The sequence below is a fragment of the Solibacillus sp. FSL R5-0691 genome (assembly GCF_037974225.1).
Classification (GTDB): Bacteria; Bacillota; Bacilli; order Bacillales_A; family Planococcaceae; genus Solibacillus.
The window spans coordinates 868,205-886,685 of the sequence record NZ_CP150231.1; the positions used below are offsets into that span (position 1 = coordinate 868,205).

The window sequence follows — 18,481 nt, forward strand, 5'->3', positions numbered from 1 at the left end:
TTTCACAATAATAATTAGGCGTTGTAACCGTTGAAAATCAAACGTTCCACCATATTCAGACAGAAGTTTTAAAGGAGATATATTATGACATTATCAACAACATTGACCATACTCTTTTCATCATTTTTAGTAACGGTCATTTTAGCACCAGTAGGAATCCCTCTTTTACGCCGATTGAAATTCGGGCAAAGCATACGTGAAGAAGGCCCTCAATCTCATATGAAAAAAGCGGGCACACCTACAATGGGTGGTTTAATTTTCTTGTTAGCCATTATTATTTCGACAATTATCGTCGCAATGATTTTCGACTTGTTTACAACACAAACGATTGTATTATTACTTGTTTTAGTTGGATTTGGCGTAATTGGCTTTTTAGATGATGGGTTAAAAGTTATTTTCAAACGTAACTTAGGATTGACTTCCCTACAAAAATTGATTGGGCAAATCGCAATTGCAATTGCCGCATTTTTACTATTACGTTTAGGTTCATTTGATACATCTGTAGGAATTCCGTATACGGATTTATCGATTGATTTAGGAATTCTGTATGTTGGGTTTTTAATTTTCTGGCTCGTAGGTTTTTCAAATGCGGTCAATTTAACAGATGGTTTGGATGGACTCGTATCCGGAACGGCTTCAATTGCATTTGCTGCATTCGGTGTCATTGCATTATTCAATGAGCAGGCCGATATTGCATTATTTGCATTTGCTGTAACTGGTGCATTACTTGGTTTCCTTATCTTTAATGCAAACCCGGCTAAAGTGTTTATGGGAGATACAGGTTCCCTGGCACTTGGCGGTGCATTGGCGATGATTTCAGTACTCGTAAAACAAGAATTGCTGTTACTATTGATCGGTCTCGTATTTGTAATTGAAACATTATCCGTTATTTTACAAGTAGGAAGCTATAAACTGCGTAAAAAGCGTATATTTAAAATGAGTCCGATTCACCACCATTTTGAATTATCTGGGTGGTCAGAATGGAAAGTCGTACTAGTATTTTGGTCAACAGGTTGTATCGTAGCACTTATAGCAGTATTAGCGGAGGCGTTATTATGATGGAATATGAAGGATTACAAGCTAAAAAAGTACTCGTTTTAGGATTGGCTAAAAGTGGTGTTGCGGCTGCAGAGCTTTTGCATCAGTTAGGTGCATTTGTAACAGTCAATGATGCAAAGCCATTTGATGCAAATCCTGAAGCGCAGGAGCTTTTATCTAAAGGAATTACCGTAATTTGTGGCCGACATCCGGAAGATTTGCTTGATGAAGGTTTTGAGATGGTCGTAAAAAACCCTGGGATTCCATACACAAATCCGATTGTTGCCGATGCGATTGCCAAAGGTCTTCCTGTCATTACAGAAATGGAACTTGCTTATTTAGTAAGTGAAGCGCCATTTATCGGTATTACTGGTTCGAATGGTAAAACAACTACAACAACTTTACTTTACGAAATGCTAAAAGCAGGCCGTTTAAAACCATTAATCGCCGGGAATATTGGAACCGTTGCTTGTGGTGTTGCAGCAGAAGCAAAAGCTGATGAGATCATCGTTACTGAGTTATCATCGTTCCAGTTAATGGGGACACGTGAATTCAGACCACATATTGCAATTTTGACAAATCTGTATGAAGCCCATTTAGATTACCATGGGACGTTTGAAGAATATGCAGAGGCTAAATTTGGGGTCACACGCAACCAGACAGCCGAAGATTATTTTATTTATAATGCCGATCAGGAAGTTGTGGCGAAATATGCTCAAAAATCAAACGCCCAACTCATTCCATTTACGACAAAAGGCCATGCAAAACAAGGGATCAGTGCCGATAAAGAAAACATTTATTGGCAAGGCGATGCGGTCTTAAAACGTGATACTATTGTATTGCCGGGTGAGCATAATTTAGAAAACATTTTATGTGCTGTAGCAGCAGCGCTACTGCAGCAATGTCCTATTGAAGCAATTGAAGAAGTTTTATCAACATTTGCAGGGGTACGTCACCGTACGCAGTTTGTCAGAGAATGGCAAGGACGCAAAATTTACAATGATTCAAAAGCAACAAATGTACTGGCAACGAAAAGTGCCTTGGCTGCATTTGAGCAACCGATTGTATTATTGGCCGGCGGATTAGATCGCGGGCATTCATTTGAAGAGCTTCGTAAAGAAATGACACGTGTAAAAGCAGTAGTCGCGTTTGGCGAGACTGCACTTCGCTTTATCGAATTTGCAAAATCATGTGGCATTACGAATATTGTGCGTGCAATAGATGTAGAAGATGCAGTCGGTTACGGAGCAAAAATGTCTGAACAAGGTGACATCATTTTACTGTCGCCTGCATGTGCAAGCTGGGATCAACATGCGAGCTTTGAAATTCGAGGCGACTTATTTATTGATCGTGTTATGAAACTTTCATAAGAAAGGATAGTTACACTGTCGCAAAAAAATCAACAGTATTTTATGATCAGTGCGATTGCATTGTCGCTTATTGGCATTCTCTTTATTTTTTCTGCAGGTACATATTGGGGGAATGTTCACTATAATGGACAAACCCCGTTTTACCTGAAACAGGCAATTTATTTCATCGTTGCACTTATCATTTGTGCAGCGATTATGAACTGGGAGTTTTTGCAGCAACCGAAAGTGTGGAAGACATTTTATATCATCTCACTTGGCTTACTAGTTGCTGTTCTTATCCCGGGTATCGGGATCGTCCGAAATGGTTCGCAAAGCTGGATTGGGATCGGTCCTTTAACGATACAGCCGGCTGAGATTGCGAAAGTAACGACAATTATTTATATTAGTGCATTATTGACACAGCGGAAATCGTATGAGCGAATTGTACAACTGAAGCATTTTCTCATACTGATTCTTCCCGCAGCCTTAATTATGCTTCAGCCTGATTTCGGTGCTGTCTTTATCTTAGTAGTGGTTGTTTTAATTATATTTTTTATTGCCCAATATCCGTTGCGTTTATATGTTGTTCTTATCACATTAGGTATAGGTGGCCTTGCAGGGTTAATTATCGCGGCCCCGTATCGACTTAAACGGATTGAAGCATTTATCAACCCTTGGGCAGACCCGTTAGGAAGCGGCTTCCAGGCGGTTCAGTCATTATTTGCGATAGGTCCTGCTGGCTTGTTTGGACATGGATTATTAAAAAGTAGACAAAAGTATTTATACTTACCGGAACCGCAGAACGATTTTATATTTGCAATCATTTTAGAGGAAATCGGACTTGTCGGTGGAATGGGACTGCTGCTTATTTTTGCGTGCTTTTTAATTTTAGGCTATCGCTTGGCATTACAATGTAAACATGTATTTCATTTTTATGCTATTTGCGGACTGACAACGATGATTGCTGTACAGGCAGCGCTGAACATAGGGGTAGTTATTAATTTACTTCCTGTAACAGGTGTAACATTGCCATTTATAAGCTATGGCGGAACATCGCTCGTTGTTGTATGGGTAACAGTAGCGCTTATTTTAAATTTCTCTTATGAAAGAAGGAAGGAGTAGAGATAATGGAAAAAGTAATCGATATTACAGAGCGGGTACCCGCTATGAAAAAACGCAGAAGACGTCGCACAAATCTAAAATTTTTAGCACTCGTGACGATTTTTCTTTTTATCATTATCATCCTTCTTTATTTTCAATTACCTTATAGTGATATAAAAAAAATTGATATTAAAGGGGCATCCCTTAAGGAAGATACGTACTATATCGAACAGTCAAACCTAAAAATTGATGATTCGTTATGGGGGTTTAAAATTTCAGAAGTGGAGCAGGCAATTGCTCAGCATGAATGGGTAAAATCCGTTAATGTCGAAAGAAAATTCCTCAATGAAGTTCAAATTACGATTGAGGAATGGCAAAAAGTAGCTTACATCACACAAAACGGGGAATTTTACCCTATGCTTGATAACGGCATTGTTTTTGAAGAATCCAATGAAATTGTTCCGATCGATGCCCCGATTTTCCGGGACTTTGAAAATGAGAATCTTCGAAAAAAGCTGTTGAAGGAACTTGCAAATTTAAAGCCGGAAGTACTTTCGCTCATTTCACAAATTAATGCAAATCCTACAGAAGCGGATCCGTATTCAATTACGCTTTTTATGAATGATGGCTATGAAGTACGCGCTGATGCGAATACTTTAGCAGAAAAGTTAAATTACTACCCATCGATCATCGCGCAAATTGAAAGCGAGGACGTTTCTGAAAAAGGGATTGTAGATATTGAAGTCGGGTCATATTACCGACCTTTTTCAGGTGAATATTCATTGATAAAAGAAGACACTGAAAAAACTGAAGAATCAGCAGAAGAAACAGCCGATGAAACAGAAAATGCGGAAACTGATGAAGGGGGGCAACTGGAAGAACAAAATGAAGAAGAGCCGGAATAATAGCAGCAGCCAGCCGAAGAAAAAACCTACCATACTTTCAGGAAAGTATGGCGCCATACTAATTGTATGCGTAATTACAGGATTTATTATCGGTTTTTCCTATAATTTATCAAAGGACAAGCGTACATTAAGTTCTGCCTCTCCCCAGTTTGAGCAGGAAAATCAGTACTTGGAAGATTTGATTGAAAAGCAGGAAAGAAACAAAGAGCTTGCAGATGAGTTGGCCCAATTAGAGGAAAAAATTCGTACTTATGAAAAGCAGTTTTCTTCAAACGAATCGCAATATGAACAGAATCGCCAGGATGCTGAGCAATTGCGGCTGTTATTAGGCCTAACTGATGGGATGGGACAAGGGATTAGAATTACATTGCAAGATGGTGATTATAATCCGAATACTACCAACCCGAACGAGTATATTGTGCACGAAAGTCACATATTTAAAGTATTAAATGAATTAAAAATTGCAGGTGCCGAAGCGATATCCATAAACGGGCAACGTTTAAAACCCAATTCCTACATTTCCTGCAATGGTCCTGTCATTACAATTGATGGACAACAATACCCTGCACCATTTGTAATCGAGGCGGTAGGTAATCAGGATGTACTTATTTCTTCTTTGGAACTGGCAGGAGGAGTATTTGACCAATTATTAAATGAACAAATTGTCGTTACTTTGGAAACAGACGACCTAATCGAGATGAAAACAGTCAGCGATGAGTAAAGCATAAGATCGGAGGGAAGATGATGACGAAAAAAATGTACCGTAATATTACAATCATCTCGTTCATCATCGGCTTTATGCTTGCAGTGCAATACAACACTGTTCAAAAACCGGCAGAAAGAACTACAGTCGATATTTGGGAAATTCGTCAGCAATTATTTGCGGAGCAGGAGCGGCATTCAGAATTGCTGACCGGAATAAGCGAATTGACCGAAACGGTAAATAAATATGAGGATGCAGAGTTTGATAATCCGGAAGTACTCTTGCAGCAAACGGTTGATCAGCTTAAAGAACGTGCAGGGATCCTGCCGGTTGAAGGACCGGGGTTAACATTAACGGTTGGCGCTTCACCTGAATTAATGGCTTTAGGCTATGAAATAAAGCCTGTATCCCCTGAACTGTTAATCCGCCTTATCAATGATTTAAACCGCTATAATGCCCGGGCCATTGAAGTGGATGACAAACGTTTAAGCTACAACTCGGCCATTCGCGATATTAATGGAAAAACGACGATCAATAGTGAGCCGATTCAAAATACGGATATTGAAATAAACATTATTACATTTACGTATGAGCAGGCCGAAAAAATGAAAAACCATTTGCTTGCATCTACGTTCCAGGATGAGTTTTATATTGATAATCTAGTATTGACGATTCATGAAGCAGAGCAGAATCTACAAATCGACTCAGTTGTGCCTGTACAAAAAAGTAAGTATTTATCAGAAAAGTAGAAGGGGATGCGAATATGTGGTTACCACTTTTAGGTCTTGTATTAGGTGTGGTATTAGGGATTTTAACAGATATTCAAATTCCATCTGTTTATGAAAACTATTTATCCATTGCTGTACTGGCGGCTCTCGATACTATGGTCGGCGGTATCCGTGCATTATTGCAGCAAGTATACGACGACAAAGTATTTATTTCCGGGTTTTTCTTTAATATAATTTTAGCAGCAGGATTGGCTTTTCTCGGAGTTCATATAGGTGTCGATCTGTATTTAGCCGCAATTTTTGCATTCGGTGTTCGACTATTTCAGAACATCGCAGTCATTCGTCGGTTATTATTGACAAAATATGAAAACAGAAGGTTGAAAAAGGAGGAAAACTCTTAACAATCACGTTAAAATATCATTACAAATTATCGTTTTACTTAGACAATCAACGAAAATTACAATAGAATGAACTATAGGAGTAATCGAAGGAGGTGCAGAAAGTTGAATCATCAAGAAATTTATGTCTCACTCGATATTGGATCATCTTCAATAAAGGTCCTAATCGGTGAGATGAACGGTGATCAATTGCACGTAATTGGTGTAGGTCATGTGAAATCAACAGGAATAAGAAAAGGTGCAATAGTTGATATAGATGCAACTGTACAGTCCATTAAAAAAGCTGTAGACCAAGCAGAGCGAATGACTGGTATTAATATAGAGGAAGTGGTGCTTGGAGTTCCTGCAAACCAGACAGTTCTACAGCCTGTAAAAGGGGTTGTAGCGGTAAACGGTGAAGACCGGGAAATCACGGACGATGATTTAGCTAGAGTAATAGACTCTGCACAGGTAATGTCGATTCCACCAGAGCGAGAGTTAGTAAATTTGATTCCTAAACAATTTATCGTGGACAACCTAGATGAGATTAAAGACCCGCGTGGTATGATTGGCATTCGTTTAGAGATGGATGCGACAATGATTACGACATCCAAGACGCTTGTACATAATGTTTTAAGATGTGTAGAACGTGCAGGCTTGCAAATTCGCGAAATCTATCTACAGCCATTAGCAGCAGGGTATTTTGCGCTGACGGAAGATGAGAAAAACCAAGGAACTGCCTATATTGATTTAGGCGGCGGCTCAACAACTGTTGCGGTATTCCAGGATGGACTGCTGACAAATACAGCTGTTATCCCCGTAGGCGGGGATCATATTACGAAAGATTTATCGATCGTATTGAAAACTCCTACTGAACAAGCCGAAAAAATCAAAAAGCAGTATGGACATGCCTTTTACGATGATGCTTCAGATGAACAGACGTTTGACGTTCCTGTTGTTGGTACAGATACAACAGATCAATACAGTCAACGCTTTATATCAGAAATTATCGGAGTGCGTTTAGAAGAGTTATTTGAATTAGTATTGGATGAATTAGCACGTATGGGGGTACAGGATTTACCGGGTGGTGTTGTGATTTCCGGCGGGGTAGCTCAGCTGGAAGGAATTGCTCAGCTGGCGCGACAAGTAATGTTAACTCGAGTTCGTATTTATACACCGGATTACATCGGTGTACGTGAACCGGCCTTTACGACGTCAGTAGGTTTAATTCGATATGCACATGCAGAAGACGAATTTTACGGAAGAAGCGAGCCGGTACCAGCTTCTTCATATGCAGCACCTTATCCTACTCAACCAACTCCTTCTAAAAAACAATCAAATGTGCCGGAGAGAGTAGAAAGCGCAAGTAAAGTAAGTGTGATTGATCGCGCGAAAAACTTATTAAACAAATTTTTCGATTAATACGAAAATGAATGACGTGAACAATTAGGAGGAGAAGAGTATGTTAGAATTTGAAACGGATGTTGAACAATTAGCCGTTATTAAAGTAATCGGCGTTGGCGGAGGCGGTAACAATGCCGTAAACCGCATGATTGAACATGGTGTACAAGGTGTAGACTTTATCGCTGTAAATACAGATGCGCAAGCTTTAAATCTGTCAAAAGCTGAATATAAACTACAAATTGGCGGTAAATTAACACGTGGACTTGGAGCAGGGGCAAACCCAGAAGTAGGTAAAAAAGCTGCTGAAGAAAGTCGCGAACAGTTGGAAGAAGTATTACGCGGTGCCGATATGGTATTCGTAACTGCCGGTATGGGCGGTGGTACTGGTACTGGTGCAGCACCAGTAATCGCATCAATCGCACGTGATTTAGGTGCATTGACAGTAGGTGTTGTAACACGTCCATTTACATTTGAAGGCCGTAAACGCCAAACACAGGCAATCGGCGGTATTACTTCAATGAAGGAAGCAGTTGATACATTAATCGTAATTCCAAACGATAAGCTACTGCAAATTGTTGATAAATCAACACCAATGCTGGAAGCGTTCCGTGAAGCGGACAATGTATTACGTCAAGGTGTACAAGGTATTTCAGACTTGATCGCAACACCTGGTTTAATTAACCTGGACTTTGCCGATGTAAAAACAATCATGTCCGATAAAGGTTCTGCATTAATGGGTATCGGGATCGCTGCTGGTGAAAACCGTGCAGTAGAAGCCGCTAAAAAAGCAATTTCTTCTCCATTACTTGAAACATCAATCGATGGAGCAAAAGGTGTTATTATGAATATTACAGGCGGAACGAACTTAAGTTTATTCGAAGTTCAGGAAGCTGCCGATATTGTACAGCTTGCTTCGGACGAAGAAGTAAATATGATCTTCGGTTCTGTAATTAACGATAACTTAAATGATGAAATTATCGTAACGGTAATTGCAACAGGTTTCTCTGATGACTTTATTATTCAAAAGCCACAGCCTGTACGTCCATCAATCGGTGCTCGTCAACAAGCTGCAACTAGTACAACTCAGCCGCAACAGCAGCAGCCTGTACGCCAGCAAGAACAGGTGCAGCAAGAATCGCCGCGTCAAACACAACAAACAAACTATCAGCAGGACGATGCATTGGATATTCCGACATTTTTACGCAATCGTCGCAATCGCTAGTCTTATAGATTTTCATAATATGAAAAACGATTATTTACATGTACATGTGAATAATCGTTTTTTTTTAGTTTAAGAGAGGCTGTGGAAAGTAGCTTGCTATACAATGTGCTCCAAAGAAAAAGTAGAAAAACAGATTCCCCGTTACAAAAAAGGTCCCCCTCTCCACCTATGTTTCTATAACTTTCCCTCTGCCAACTTTTTGTCGATTGAATTTGAATAGCGTAACAATATGTCATACGATTCTTCCAGATTTATGCAACAGTTAGACAAAATACACTGAGGGGGTTTGATAATCTTATTTACAGGAGGACAATACATGTATGCAGAGTGGATTCTTTTAATGAATTTTTTAATGAATCTCGTACTACTAAAATTTACCGCAACCATAACATATACCATCATTCCAATTTGGAGATTACTATTAGGAGCCTTTTGTAGTGCGCTGATCGCTGTGTTATTTATGGGAAACATATTCATGTTGCTTGTAAGTTTCATCGTACTATTGGGCATAGCCTTTTCATTTAAATGGAAAATATTTTACGAGCAAGGGAAGTGGATTGTTGTCGCTACTTTGCTCGCAGGTGGATTAATAACAGCATTACAACCATTTTTGCTTGCATCTCCGTTTTTCGTTTATATTTTTTTATGTTTCGGCATAGTATGTATTAGTTTGACAGTGATGAAACAAGGCTGGTTTCAAAAACTGCAGAATGTTGCACAAAGTCGGTATGTCACGACAAGCAAAGTGGAACTGTTCGAACAACAAATGGAGCTTGTAACATATATTGATACCGGAAATGAATGCACGGAACCTTTAAGTCAGGCGCCGGTCCATTTTATTTCATTTAAAGCAGTTCAATCGATGTTACCGGATGAATTTAGTGAATGCCTGCTCAAATGGGATGAACAGGAGCCTTACTCACTGACAATGTTTTCAAAGGAAATACAGAAAAGAATACGTATTGTTCCTATTACAACGGTTCAAAAAGGCACATTACTCGTACCGGCCTTTCGTGCCACAATTGTCATTCAGAACAAGACGTATCCAAATCACTATGTTGTATTTACGAAAAATGATGCGCGCTTTCCGCAAAATGCACAAATGATTGCACATGTGTTTGTCCTAACGAATTCATAAGGGAGGATCGATATTGCTTAAAAAAATTCAATCGATAATTTTAAACATACTAAGCTACTTTAGAAGAAAAAAAGGGACATACTATATAGGGGGACATGATTCATTGCCTATTCCATTAACTAGAGAAGAAGAAGTTGTCGTAGTCGAAGCATTTATGAATGGTGACTTGCATGCCAGAGATATGTTAATTGAGAGAAATTTACGTTTAGTTGTTTATATTGCAAGACGTTTTGATAATACGAGCACGCCGATTGAGGATTTAATCAGCATCGGTTCCATTGGCCTTATTAAAGCGATTGAAACATTTAATTTGGATAAAAATATTAAATTAGCGACGTATGCATCGCGCTGCATCGAAAATGAAATCTTGATGCATTTACGAAAGACGAGCCGCATGAAGGGCGAAGTATCCTTTGATGAACCGTTAAATGCGGATGCAGACGGAAATGAGCTATTGCTTTCAGACATATTAGGGACAGAAGAACATATCATAACACTTGATGTAGAACGTAAAATTGAGCGTCAGCATATGTTTAATGCCATTAATCAGCTGACACCTCGTGAAAAATATATTATGGAATGCCGTTTTGGCCTAAACGGAAAAGAAGAAATGACGCAAAAAGAAGTAGCGGATCATTTAGGTATTTCACAATCTTATATTTCAAGGTTGGAGAAAAAAATTATTATGGATTTACGTGAATTCCTGAACGAACCAATTGCATAAGATGGTTAAATTTGGCGCGCATAGCGACGACCAATTCGGACAAAATGATTGAAAAGACAAAAGACAATCTAGTCCGGAAGGTGAAGTTGGATGCGTACAAAAGTGGAATTATGTGGTGTGGATACATCTACATTACCAGTACTGAAGCCAGATGAAATGAAAGATTTATTTATACGATTACAGCAAGGAGAATGGATTGTTCGTGAGCAGCTAGTTTTCTGTAATTTACGGTTAGTGCTCAGTATTGTCGGCCGTTATGCCTATCGTGGCGAACAGGCAGATGATTTATTCCAAGTAGGATGTATTGGTTTATTAAAAGCGATTGATAATTTTGATTTGAAGCATAATGTTCGATTTTCAACATATGCTGTACCGATGATAATGGGAGAAATCCGCAGACATCTGCGCGATCATCATGCACTGCGTGTATCTCGTTCATTGCGCGATATTGCATATAAAGCGATGAAAGCAAAAGAACAGTTTATTGCGGAACATTTAACAGAACCCACTATCGAACAGTTGGCACAGGCAATCGAGATGAAAAAAGAAGATGTTTTATTTGCTCTTGATGCAATTCAAGACCCGATGTCACTGCAGGAACCGATCTATTCCGATGGTGGCGATGCAATCTTCATGATTGACCAAATTAAAGATAAAGTTACAGAAGAGCATTGGGTCGGTTCGATTTCATTGCAAGAGAGTATGAAAAAGCTGAATAGCAGACAAAAAATGATTATAGAAAAGCGATTTTTCCTAGGAGAAACTCAAACGGAAATCGCACAATCTTTAGGTATTTCACAAGCGCAAATATCGAGATTGGAAAAGAGTGCGGTAGAATTGATGAAGCGGGATTTCCGTTAAATAGATAGAAATTCTGAGGGACTGTCCAACACGTAGGGCTGTCCCTTTCATCATAGTTACACAATGTTTGAATACTTATATTGGGGTAAAAATAAATTAATGATACAGAGAGGATGGAGGAATGCGATTTTCATCCGTTCAGGAGAAGGAAATCATTGAGGCATCCAGCGGGAAATTTATCGGTTATATTGTAGATGCGGAAGTGGACGAAAAAGAAGGCGCCATTATTGCATTTATAATTTCCCCGCCAAAAAAGTTTTACCATTTATTTCAAGGGGAAGAGTTAGTTAAGAAAATCCTTTTCAGTAATATACTCACAGTCGGTAAAGATGTCATTTTAGTGAAATCACCGGATGAATAGTTCACGCTATTCATTGAAAATTAAACTATCAATTGATACAATAAGAGAAACTATTGTTGTAAAGTTGGGAAAAAAGTGACGAAAATCATAGAAAACTTAAAACAGATTGAACATCAAATAGAAATTGCAAAACAACGTGTCAATGCCAAACAGGCAGTTCAGATTATTGCTGTGACGAAAGAAGTAGATGTCAATCGGACAGAAGAGGCAATCGAAGCAGGTCTTGTCCATATGGGAGAAAATCGTCCTGAAGGCTTATTAAATAAGCTGGATTCGATTAAATCAGATGTTTCATGGCATTATATTGGTTCATTACAGACGAGAAAAGTAAAGCAGGTAATTGATCAAATTGACTATCTACATTCTCTTGATCGATTAAGCCTGGCAGAAGAGATTGAAAAAAGAGCAACAAAACGAGTGAAATGTTTCTTGCAAGTCAATGTTTCCGGTGAAGAATCGAAACATGGCTTAACGAAAGAACAAGCGCTGGATTTTGTAAAGCAGCTTGAGCAATTTTCAAAAATTGAAGTAGTAGGTTTAATGACAATGGCTCCTTTTACTGAAGATGAAACGATGATTAGACAAGTGTTTAAACAGTTAAAACAATTGCAACAAGAAGTGTCACAATTGAACATTCCAAATGTACCTTGTACTGAATTATCGATGGGCATGTCAAATGACTACGAAATTGCAGTTGAAGAAGGGGCAACATTTGTTAGAATTGGAACAGCTCTTGTTGGCTAAGGAGGATTAATATGAGCATTAAAAATATTTTTGACAAGTTCTTTTATTTAGAAGAAATAGAAGAAGATTATGCTCCTGCCAAGAATCAAACAGTGCAAAAACAAGCACCAAAAGCAGTTCAAAATGAACCACAGCAATTTTATCAGGATTATGGACAAAAGCAGCAACCACAACTCATTCAAAACCGAATGAAGAAGGAGCGTAAAATGCAACAGCAACCACCGCGCAATGAAGTCGTGATGCAAAATCATAACAATGTTGTGAGCCTTCAAGCTGCGTCTTCATCGAAGAATTCAAAGTTAGTATTATTAGAACCACGTGTATATGCTGAGGCGCAGGACATAGCGGAACATTTAAAAAATAAACGTGCTACCGTTGTCAATTTACAGCGCATCGACCGTGATCAAGGGAAGCGAATAATCGATTTTCTTAGTGGAACAGTGTATGCTTTAGGTGGAGATATTCAACGTATTGGAAATGATATTTTCCTATGTACACCGGAAAATGTAGAAGTAACAGGAGAAATTTCTAATTTAACGTTCGAGTAATTAAATTTTGTGAGGTAAAAACATGATCATATTTTCGATTGTATCAACAGCATTTCTTGTTTACCGTTTTATGCTGATTGGATACATATTAATGTCTTGGGTTCCGGCACTGCAAGAATCGGCTGTTGGTCGTTTCCTTGAAACAGTATGTGAACCGTATTTAGGATTCTTCCGCAAATTTATTCCACCGATTGGCATGATAGATATTTCACCAATTGTCGGTTTATTCGCGTTAGTATTTATTGAGCGAGGCGTCTATAGCGTCCTAGCATTTTTCTTATAATCTAATTGAACTCCTGCCATTGTAGGAGTTTTCTTTATTTCCGGTTGTTTTCGGGGTTATCGTATTGTAGTTGGCCAGCCTTCAATTGAGAAAGGGTCCACAATGAGCCGAACACCTATACATAAAATAGAAGTTTAATTTAATTGGAAAGTGGAAAAATTAGTAACACAGTTTAAAAGAAAGTAGGAATTATGATGGAGCATTTAATCCAGCATTTTCGTAAAGATGAACAACCCTTCATTGAGCAAGTTATTGGATGGCAGCGTGAAGTAGAAGATCGCTATGCTCCAAAATTGACGGATTTTTTAGATCCGAGACAGCGTTTTATCGTAGAGTCCATTGTTCAGCAATCCGAAGATCTCCGTGTTTTCGCGGAAGGGGTATTTGAAGAAGCGGAGCGTAAACGTATGCTGATTGCTCCTTCCTATTACGAGCCGACTGAAACCGATTTTCAGATTGCTGTATACTCACTGAATTACCCGACAAAATTTGTCCAGCTGCGCCATCCTGATGTTTTAGGTGCCTTATTATCGATCGGGCTTGACCGCAGTAAGTTTGGCGATATCCGGCTTGCCGATAATACAGTCCAATTTGCTATTGCTTCGGAAATCGCGGATTATGTGCGTTTGCATTTAACAGGTATCGGCAAGGTGAAAGTAAGTGCTGAGGAAATGGATGCGACAACACCTTATATTCAAAACGAGGAGCAATGGGTCGAAAGCTCGCACACGGTTTCTTCCATGCGTCTTGATGTAGTTTTGGCGACAATCGTTAATATTTCCCGTCAAAAATCGCAAAGCCTGATCAATGCCGGAAAAGTAAAGGTTAACTGGACTGTCAGAGAAGCTGTTGCATTTGAATTGCAGGAAGGGGACATTATTTCTGCACGGGGATATGGACGGTTAAAAGTCATCATGACAGAAGGACGGACAAAAAAAGATAAGATTCGATTACAAGTAGGTCGTTTAGAGCAAAAAGTATAATTTTCAACTGTTTTTTAGGAAAACATGATGTTATTCCGAAAAGAAACGTTTATAATACTTGTAAGAATGCACGTAAAAAAGGAGAGTAGAACGATATGCCATTATCACCTCTTGATATACATAATAAGGAGTTTACACGTGGTTTCCGTGGTTATGCAGAAGACGAAGTAAATGAATTTTTAGATCAGATTATTAAAGATTATGAGATTGTTTTACGCGAGAAAAAAGAGCTCGAGGAAAAGATTAAAATGATGTCGGAACAAATGAATCATTACAATTCATTGGAAGACACATTACAAAAATCAATTGTTGTTGCTCAAGAGGCAGCTGGCGAAGTTCGTCGCAATTCCGAAAAAGAAGCAAAACTCATCGTTAAAGAAGCTGAAAAAAATGCGGATCGTATTGTCAATGACGCATTGGCAAAAGCGAGAAAAGTGACGATTGAGATTGACGAATTGAAAAAACAGTCGAAAGTGTTCCGCAACAGATTCAAAATGTTAGTGGAAGCACAGCTTGATTTACTGAATACAGGCGATTGGGATCAATTACTGGAATATGATGTAGATTTAACGGAAATTCAGGAAAACAATCGTAAAGAAATCAAAGAAGAGAACCAAAATGATGAAAATGCCGTGTATTAGTCAACGGTACTTGACATTTTATACAGCCTTTTCATATACTGAAAAATAATGAATAGGATGCAATTGCATCAGGCTTTGACGGAGACAGTAAATTTAACATTGTGGTTTAGCGATTCGAGGACGGTGAGAGCTCGAACAAAGCAAGTTAAATCGAAAATCACTCCTGAGCTAAATGACTGAAATTCGAGTAAGTTATTTCGTAGCACACGACGTTACAGTGTCTAATGAGGCTAATTGTATTTAGCGAATTTAGGGTGGTACCACGAGACTAATGCTCCTCGTCCCTTTTTTATAGGGATGGAGGGGCTTTTTTGTTGTTTAAAAAGCTACCAAATCCTTAAGAGCATTAAAAACATGATTATTTTAGAAGCTGTATTATTTGTTGAAGCTGTTGATTAGAAACGGGGGGATGGAACGAATGCAAAAATCGTCACGTCCTGTGACAATGCATTCGTTACCAACATCGTGTTGGCCCTGCCCCCAGAATGGAAATCAATAATCAGCAATCGATAAGAACACTAGGAGGAATTTACAATGGTAGAGTATAAAGACACATTATTAATGCCGAAAACCGACTTCCCTATGCGCGGCGGTTTGCCAACTAAAGAACCACAAGTGCAGGCACAATGGGATGAAATGGATATTAACAAATTAGTGCTGGAGCGTACAAAAGACCGTCCACACTATTTACTGCATGATGGCCCTCCATATGCAAACGGAGACATCCATATCGGTCACGCATTGAACAAAGTTATCAAAGACATGATTAACCGCCAAAAATCGATGTCAGGTTTCCACGTGCCATATATTCCAGGCTGGGATACACACGGTTTACCAATCGAGCAGGCATTAACAAATAAAGGTGTTAAACGTAAAGAAATGTCGGTTGCAGAATTCCGTGAGCTTTGCGAAAAATACGCTTATGAACAAATCGAAAACCAAAAAAGCCAATTCCGTCGTCTAGGTGTACGCGGTGACTGGGAAAATCCGTATATCACATTAAAACCTGAATTCGAAGCACGCCAAATTGAAGTGTTCGGGAAAATGGCGGAAAAAGGCTATATTTATAAAGGCTTAAAACCGGTTTATTGGTCTCCATCTTCTGAGTCAGCATTGGCAGAAGCAGAAATCGAATATAAAGATGTTGAATCGTATTCAATTTATGTAGCATTCGGCATTAAAGACAGCAAAGGTGTAGTACCTGCCGATGCTAAATTTGTCATCTGGACAACAACGCCATGGACAATTCCGGCAAACTTAGGGATTTCGGTTAACCCTGAATTCACATATGTTGTGGTAGAAACAAACGGCAGCAAATATATTGTTGCAAAAGATTTACTTGAAAAACTGTCAGCGACATTCGGCTGGGAAGATGTTCAGATCGTTCAGGAAGTACAAGGCGAACAGCTTGATATGATCGTTGCAGAACACCCAATCTACAAACGTGATTCATTAGTGATGGTTGGTGACCATGTAACTGCTGATGCCGGTACTGGTTGTGTACACACAGCACCTGGTCATGGTGAGGACGACTATCAGATCGGTAAACGCTATGGTCTGGACATTTTATCACCTGTTGATAACGGTGGCTGCTACACAAATGAAGCACCTGGTTTTGAAGGATTATTCTATGAAAAAGCAAATCCGGTTGTCATTGAAAAATTAAAAGAAGAAAATGCTTTATTGAATGTTTCTAAATTTACACACTCATATCCGCATGACTGGCGTACGAAAAAACCGGTAATTTACCGTGCAACACCGCAATGGTTCGCATCTGTTGAAATGTTCCGTAGTGAATTATTAGATGCAGTAACAGCGACAGAATTTACACCAAGCTGGGGCGAAACACGTCTTTACAATATGATTCGTGACCGTGGTGACTGGGTAATTTCCCGTCAGCGTGCATGGGGTGTACCAATTCCGATTTTCTATGCGGAAGATGAAACACCGATCATCACATCAGAAACAATTGCGCATATTTCAAAATTATTCCGTGAACACGGTTCGAATATTTGGTTCCAGCGTGAAGCAAAAGACTTGCTTCCGGAGGGCTTCACTCATGAAGGCAGCCCGAACGGCAAGTTTACAAAAGAAAACGATATTATGGATGTATGGTTCGACTCTGGATCATCTCACCAAGGTGTATTAGCGGAACGCGGACTGAAATACCCTGCTGACCTTTATCTTGAAGGTTCTGACCAACACCGTGGCTGGTTCAACTCATCATTAATCACATCTGTAGCAATTAATGGGCATGCACCATACAAAGGTTTATTAACACATGGTTTCGTATTGGACGGCGAAGGACGCAAAATGTCCAAATCTCTTGGTAACACGATTGACCCGATCAAAGTGATGAACCAATACGGTGCCGACATTATCCGTATGTGGGTAGCATCTGTTGACTATACAGGGGATGTTCGTATTTCAATGGATATGTTGAAGCAAGTTTCTGAAACATACCGTAAAGTGCGTAACACATTACGCTTCCTGCACGGAAATGTGACAGACTTTAACGAAACGACTGATCGTGTCGCTTATGAAGAGTTACGCGAAATGGATCAGTATATGTACATGCGCTTACAGGATGTTGTAAAAACAATCCGTGAAGCATATGACCGTTATGACTTCTCAACAGTTTACACAACTGTAAATAACTTCGTAGCAATCGAGCTTTCTTCATTCTACTTGGATATTGCAAAAGATGTTGTGTATATCGAAGGAACGGACAACAAAAACCGCCGTGCAATGCAAACGGTAATGTATGATACATTAATGGCATTAGTGAAATTATTAACGCCAATTATTCCACATACGACAGAAGAGTTATGGAGCTACATCGAATTTGATGGCAAGCCACAATCTGTACAATTAACAGATTTCCCTGAAGTAGTGGAACAAGCAAATTTTGCGGATCTACGTGCGAAATGGGTAAAAGTAATTGCAGTACGCAACGAAGTTCTAAAAGCATTGGAAGAAGCGCGTAATGCTAAAACAATCGGTAAATCACTGGAAGCGAAAATCTCGGTTTATGCAGACAGTGAAACAATCGAGCTTTTAAATGATGCAAACATCGATTTTGCACAGCTTTCAATCGTATCTCAATTCTTCATCGCAGGAAGTAAGGAAAATGCACCTGTAGAAGCATTAGCACTTGATAAAACAGCGTTAGTTGTTGAAAAAGCAGATGGTGAAAAATGTGAGCGTTGCTGGACAATTTCAGAAACAGTCGGCGCAAGCGAAAACCACCCAACACTATGTAAACGTTGTGCGGATGTTGTAGAAAACTATTACGTATAAAAATTTTGAACGCTGTTGCCAATTTGGCAATGGCGTTCCTTTATACCTTTTTTATTTTTCCGAAAAATAAA

Annotated in this window: 19 protein-coding genes and 1 other annotated feature; all 19 genes read left to right on the forward strand. The window is 39.2% G+C overall.

The window, feature by feature from the left end:
* Nucleotides 1-84: 84 nt before the first annotated feature.
* The 19 genes from mraY (at nucleotide 85) to ileS (ending at nucleotide 18,410) form a co-directional block, all read left to right on the forward strand.
* Nucleotides 85-1,059 carry a phospho-N-acetylmuramoyl-pentapeptide-transferase gene (gene mraY / locus MKY51_RS04140; RefSeq protein WP_339175453.1) on the forward strand — a complete coding sequence of 325 codons (975 nt, stop codon included), beginning with the start codon at nucleotides 85-87 and terminating at the stop codon, nucleotides 1,057-1,059.
* Nucleotides 1,056-2,408, forward strand: coding sequence for a UDP-N-acetylmuramoyl-L-alanine--D-glutamate ligase (gene murD / locus MKY51_RS04145; RefSeq protein WP_339175454.1), 1,353 nt, complete (start codon nucleotides 1,056-1,058; stop codon nucleotides 2,406-2,408). The genes mraY and murD overlap by 4 nt, the downstream gene beginning before the upstream one ends.
* 42 nt (nucleotides 2,409-2,450) lie before the next feature.
* Nucleotides 2,451-3,509 carry a putative peptidoglycan glycosyltransferase FtsW gene (locus MKY51_RS04150; protein WP_339175455.1) on the forward strand — a complete coding sequence of 353 codons (1,059 nt, stop codon included), beginning with the start codon at nucleotides 2,451-2,453 and terminating at the stop codon, nucleotides 3,507-3,509.
* Between the two features lie 5 nt (nucleotides 3,510-3,514).
* Nucleotides 3,515-4,393 carry a cell division protein FtsQ/DivIB gene (locus MKY51_RS04155; RefSeq protein WP_339175457.1) on the forward strand — a complete coding sequence of 293 codons (879 nt, stop codon included), beginning with the start codon at nucleotides 3,515-3,517 and terminating at the stop codon, nucleotides 4,391-4,393.
* The gene (locus MKY51_RS04160) at nucleotides 4,374-5,114 is read left to right on the forward strand and encodes a DUF881 domain-containing protein (RefSeq protein ID WP_339176574.1); all 741 of its coding nucleotides are present in this window, start codon (nucleotides 4,374-4,376) and stop codon (nucleotides 5,112-5,114) included. The genes MKY51_RS04155 and MKY51_RS04160 overlap by 20 nt, the downstream gene beginning before the upstream one ends.
* Before the next feature lie 23 nt (nucleotides 5,115-5,137).
* On the forward strand, nucleotides 5,138-5,845 hold the full coding sequence (locus MKY51_RS04165; RefSeq protein WP_339175458.1) for a DUF881 domain-containing protein: 708 nt from the start codon (nucleotides 5,138-5,140) through the stop codon (nucleotides 5,843-5,845).
* A 14-nt stretch (nucleotides 5,846-5,859) separates the two neighbouring features.
* Nucleotides 5,860-6,225: a small basic family protein gene (locus tag MKY51_RS04170; protein WP_339175460.1), complete on the forward strand. Its 366-nt coding sequence runs from the start codon at nucleotides 5,860-5,862 to the stop codon at nucleotides 6,223-6,225.
* Nucleotides 6,226-6,327: 102 nt separating this feature from the next.
* A complete protein-coding gene (ftsA, locus tag MKY51_RS04175) occupies nucleotides 6,328-7,623 on the forward strand; it encodes a cell division protein FtsA (RefSeq protein WP_339175461.1) in 1,296 nt (431 codons plus the stop codon).
* Nucleotides 7,624-7,663: 40 nt separating this feature from the next.
* A complete protein-coding gene (ftsZ, locus tag MKY51_RS04180) occupies nucleotides 7,664-8,827 on the forward strand; it encodes a cell division protein FtsZ (RefSeq protein ID WP_339175462.1) in 1,164 nt (387 codons plus the stop codon).
* 316 nt (nucleotides 8,828-9,143) lie between these two features.
* Nucleotides 9,144-9,965 (forward strand): sigma-E processing peptidase SpoIIGA, encoded by an 822-nt coding sequence (locus tag MKY51_RS04185; RefSeq protein ID WP_339175463.1) that lies wholly within the window; start codon nucleotides 9,144-9,146, stop codon nucleotides 9,963-9,965.
* Between the two features lie 13 nt (nucleotides 9,966-9,978).
* A complete protein-coding gene (gene sigE, locus MKY51_RS04190) occupies nucleotides 9,979-10,689 on the forward strand; it encodes an RNA polymerase sporulation sigma factor SigE (protein ID WP_079525036.1) in 711 nt (236 codons plus the stop codon).
* 90 nt (nucleotides 10,690-10,779) lie between these two features.
* On the forward strand, nucleotides 10,780-11,550 hold the full coding sequence (gene sigG / locus MKY51_RS04195; RefSeq protein WP_008403388.1) for an RNA polymerase sporulation sigma factor SigG: 771 nt from the start codon (nucleotides 10,780-10,782) through the stop codon (nucleotides 11,548-11,550).
* Nucleotides 11,551-11,671: 121 nt separating this feature from the next.
* Nucleotides 11,672-11,911, forward strand: a complete 240-nt coding sequence (locus tag MKY51_RS04200) for a YlmC/YmxH family sporulation protein (protein ID WP_339175464.1) — start codon at nucleotides 11,672-11,674, stop codon at nucleotides 11,909-11,911.
* Between the two features lie 75 nt (nucleotides 11,912-11,986).
* Nucleotides 11,987-12,655 carry a YggS family pyridoxal phosphate-dependent enzyme gene (locus MKY51_RS04205; protein WP_339175465.1) on the forward strand — a complete coding sequence of 223 codons (669 nt, stop codon included), beginning with the start codon at nucleotides 11,987-11,989 and terminating at the stop codon, nucleotides 12,653-12,655.
* 11 nt (nucleotides 12,656-12,666) lie between these two features.
* Nucleotides 12,667-13,203, forward strand: a complete 537-nt coding sequence (locus MKY51_RS04210) for a cell division protein SepF (RefSeq protein ID WP_339175466.1) — start codon at nucleotides 12,667-12,669, stop codon at nucleotides 13,201-13,203.
* 22 nt (nucleotides 13,204-13,225) lie between these two features.
* Nucleotides 13,226-13,486, forward strand: a complete 261-nt coding sequence (locus MKY51_RS04215) for a YggT family protein (protein WP_339175467.1) — start codon at nucleotides 13,226-13,228, stop codon at nucleotides 13,484-13,486.
* Nucleotides 13,487-13,680: 194 nt separating this feature from the next.
* Complete coding sequence (locus tag MKY51_RS04220; protein WP_339175468.1) at nucleotides 13,681-14,469, forward strand: RNA-binding protein; 789 nt, start codon at nucleotides 13,681-13,683, stop codon at nucleotides 14,467-14,469.
* Between the two features lie 95 nt (nucleotides 14,470-14,564).
* Nucleotides 14,565-15,110, forward strand: a complete 546-nt coding sequence (locus tag MKY51_RS04225; protein ID WP_251689476.1) for a DivIVA domain-containing protein — start codon at nucleotides 14,565-14,567, stop codon at nucleotides 15,108-15,110.
* Between the two features lie 66 nt (nucleotides 15,111-15,176).
* Nucleotides 15,177-15,399: a binding site (T-box leader), on the forward strand.
* A 245-nt stretch (nucleotides 15,400-15,644) separates the two neighbouring features.
* On the forward strand, nucleotides 15,645-18,410 hold the full coding sequence (ileS, locus tag MKY51_RS04230; RefSeq protein WP_339175469.1) for an isoleucine--tRNA ligase: 2,766 nt from the start codon (nucleotides 15,645-15,647) through the stop codon (nucleotides 18,408-18,410).
* Nucleotides 18,411-18,481: the final 71 nt, after the last annotated feature.